Annotated in this window: 4 protein-coding genes; 2 read left to right on the forward strand and 2 right to left on the reverse strand. The window is 38.9% G+C overall.

Annotated elements, in window-relative coordinates; genetic code table 11:
• Positions 1–43: 43 nt before the first annotated feature.
• On the reverse strand, positions 44–487 hold the full coding sequence (locus tag AC1WHX_RS11960) for a GNAT family N-acetyltransferase (RefSeq protein WP_302544702.1): 444 nt from the start codon (positions 485–487) through the stop codon (positions 44–46).
• Positions 488–500: 13 nt separating this feature from the next.
• Complete coding sequence (locus tag AC1WHX_RS11965; RefSeq protein WP_022390019.1) at positions 501–659, reverse strand: YqaE/Pmp3 family membrane protein; 159 nt, start codon at positions 657–659, stop codon at positions 501–503.
• 114 nt (positions 660–773) lie between these two features.
• Here AC1WHX_RS11965 and AC1WHX_RS11970 point away from each other — a divergent pair, with 114 nt between their 5' ends.
• Together AC1WHX_RS11970 and AC1WHX_RS11975 are read left to right on the forward strand one after the other, a co-directional pair.
• Positions 774–1,088, forward strand: a complete 315-nt coding sequence (locus AC1WHX_RS11970) for a TIGR04076 family protein (RefSeq protein ID WP_009319369.1) — start codon at positions 774–776, stop codon at positions 1,086–1,088.
• Positions 1,089–1,143: 55 nt separating this feature from the next.
• The gene (locus AC1WHX_RS11975) at positions 1,144–2,193 is read left to right on the forward strand and encodes an alcohol dehydrogenase (RefSeq protein WP_122337211.1); all 1,050 of its coding nucleotides are present in this window, start codon (positions 1,144–1,146) and stop codon (positions 2,191–2,193) included.
• Positions 2,194–2,285: the final 92 nt, after the last annotated feature.

Consider the following 2,285-nt stretch of genomic DNA (forward strand, 5'->3'; position numbering starts at 1 on the left):
CTTCGGATACGGAATAAACAACAAATAATATTCCGAGAAAAAATCATAATTCTTTTTTTAAATAAACCATATCTACCAATTGCTTCCCTTCTTCAAATATCGGATGGTCATAATGATCTGTAAAAAAGCCGGGAAGACGATGAGAACGCACAAAGCCGCAATGTTCATAAAAAGATATAGTTGAAAAAGTATCTCCCGTCCCGACAAGCATAACCCGATAAGATTTTTTATAACGCTCAAATAAGAAATCTATCAAACGTCTGCCATATCCCTGTCGTTGATATTGAGGTAAGACAGCTATATTCTTTATTTCACAAACATTATCTCCTTCATCGGTAATAACACATGCCGCTACCGGAATCTCTTTTTTATAAAGGACAAACATCTCTCCTCTTTCCAAATAGCGGTTTATCATAGATTCCTGCTCATCGGCAAGCAGCAACAAATTAAGAAATCGTTTTTTATTTTCGGTAATACGAACAATCATTTATACACCTGTATTATACTTCCGATTTATTTAAAATAACTAATGCAGCTATTACTCCGGGAACCCATCCTACTATTGTAAGAATAAATACGATAAGAATAGATCCACAGCCTTTATCCAATACTGCAAGCGGTGGAAAGATAATAGAAAGAAGTACTCTACCCAATGACATATTCTTGTTATTTATACATTTGCTGAGTTACAAAGATAATTAATAGAAACTATATTATATAATCTCTCATTTGATTTCATTAACTTTATGGCACAAAATATAGACAATACTTTCATGAAAAAATGTAAGATTACCGTTATGCGAACGGCCTGCTATCGAGATTTAATGGCAAAATATGAAAACTATATCGAACATGCATGCGATATGAAAGAAGGACAAACATTTATCGCTAACGGTTGGGAAAAACCTGATGGCATGTGCGAGAGTGCTTGGCAAAGCATGTCGCCTTTTGTGATGACTTTAGCTCATGGCGGGAGCAATTTTTATAACGGATGGATGAAGAATAAAAAATCGGCCATGATCTCATGTAATGACGGATTTCGCCCGGTAAGTTTCTTAATCGAAACTTTGGATGAAGACGCAGAATGATTTGCGGATAAAATAGTTACTTTTGTAACAAAAAGAACTCTTTAAAAAGAACATCATGCTTGCATATACCTATATTGAACACGGAAAATTCAAATTGTTGGAAAAGCCAAGACCAGAAATAAGAGATTCCCGCGATGCAATCATCCGTGTGACTCTTAGCAGTATTTGCACCAGTGATCTACATATCAAACACGGAAGTGTACCACGTGCAATTCCCGGCATAACTGTCGGACATGAAATGGTAGGCGTTGTTGAACAAATAGGCGCTGACGTATTATCAGTCAAACCTGGTGACAGAGTCACGGTAAATGTTGAAACTTTCTGCGGTGAATGTTTTTTCTGCCGACACGGATATGTCAACAACTGTACCGATCCCAATGGGGGTTGGGCTTTGGGATGTCGCATCGACGGAGGTCAGGCCCAGTATGTCAGAGTACCGTTTGCCGATCAAGGATTGAATTGTATCCCTGATGCAGTCAGTGACGAACAGGCATTATTCGTCGGAGATATTCTTGCCACAGGCTTTTGGGCAACCCGTATTTCAGAAATTTCTGAAGAAGATACGGTACTCATCATTGGAGCAGGTCCTACGGGAATTTGTACGCTGCTCTGCACAATGCTAAAAAAACCGCAACGTATCATTGTTTGTGAAAAATCCCCTGACAGGATTCATTTTATCCGTGAACATTACCCTGATATACTGATAACAGAACCTGAAAATTGTAAGGAGTTTGTTCTCCAAAACAGTGATCACGGGGGAGCAGATGTCGTATTAGAGGTAGCAGGCGGTGAAGATACTTTTCGCCTGGCATGGGAATGTGCCCGTCCCAATGCTACCGTTACGGTCATAGCCCTTTATGATAAGCCGCAAATACTGCCCTTACCCTATATGTACGGAAAAAATTTGACTTTTAAAACAGGAGGAGTGGACGGATGTGACTGTGCCGAGATTCTTACTTTGATAGAAAAAGGGAAAATAGATACAACCCCACTTATTACCCACCGATTTCCTTTGACTGAAATAGAAAAGGCCTACCACATTTTTGAAAATCGGGAAGACGGAGTTATTAAAGTGGCAATATCCAGCAAGACGGAAACTAACTAATAAAGTATCGAGAATAGGCCGTCTCAAAATAGAATTCTGAAGTGACCCCCAAAAGTTGGACAAGTTAAACATTATCCCGTAATAGAAAGAGT

The sequence above is a fragment of the Coprobacter sp. genome, from assembly GCF_982436375.1.

What these genes read in the sequence shown, in the direction of transcription:
- AC1WHX_RS11960 (WP_302544702.1), bottom strand. Translation starts at nt 487, where the DNA reads ATGATTGTTCGTATTACCGAAAATAAAAAACGATTTCTTAATTTGTTG.
- AC1WHX_RS11965 (WP_022390019.1), bottom strand. Translation starts at nt 659, where the DNA reads ATGTCATTGGGTAGAGTACTTCTTTCTATTATCTTTCCACCGCTTGCA.
- AC1WHX_RS11970 (WP_009319369.1), top strand. Translation starts at nt 774, where the DNA reads ATGAAAAAATGTAAGATTACCGTTATGCGAACGGCCTGCTATCGAGAT.
- AC1WHX_RS11975 (WP_122337211.1), top strand. Translation starts at nt 1,144, where the DNA reads ATGCTTGCATATACCTATATTGAACACGGAAAATTCAAATTGTTGGAA.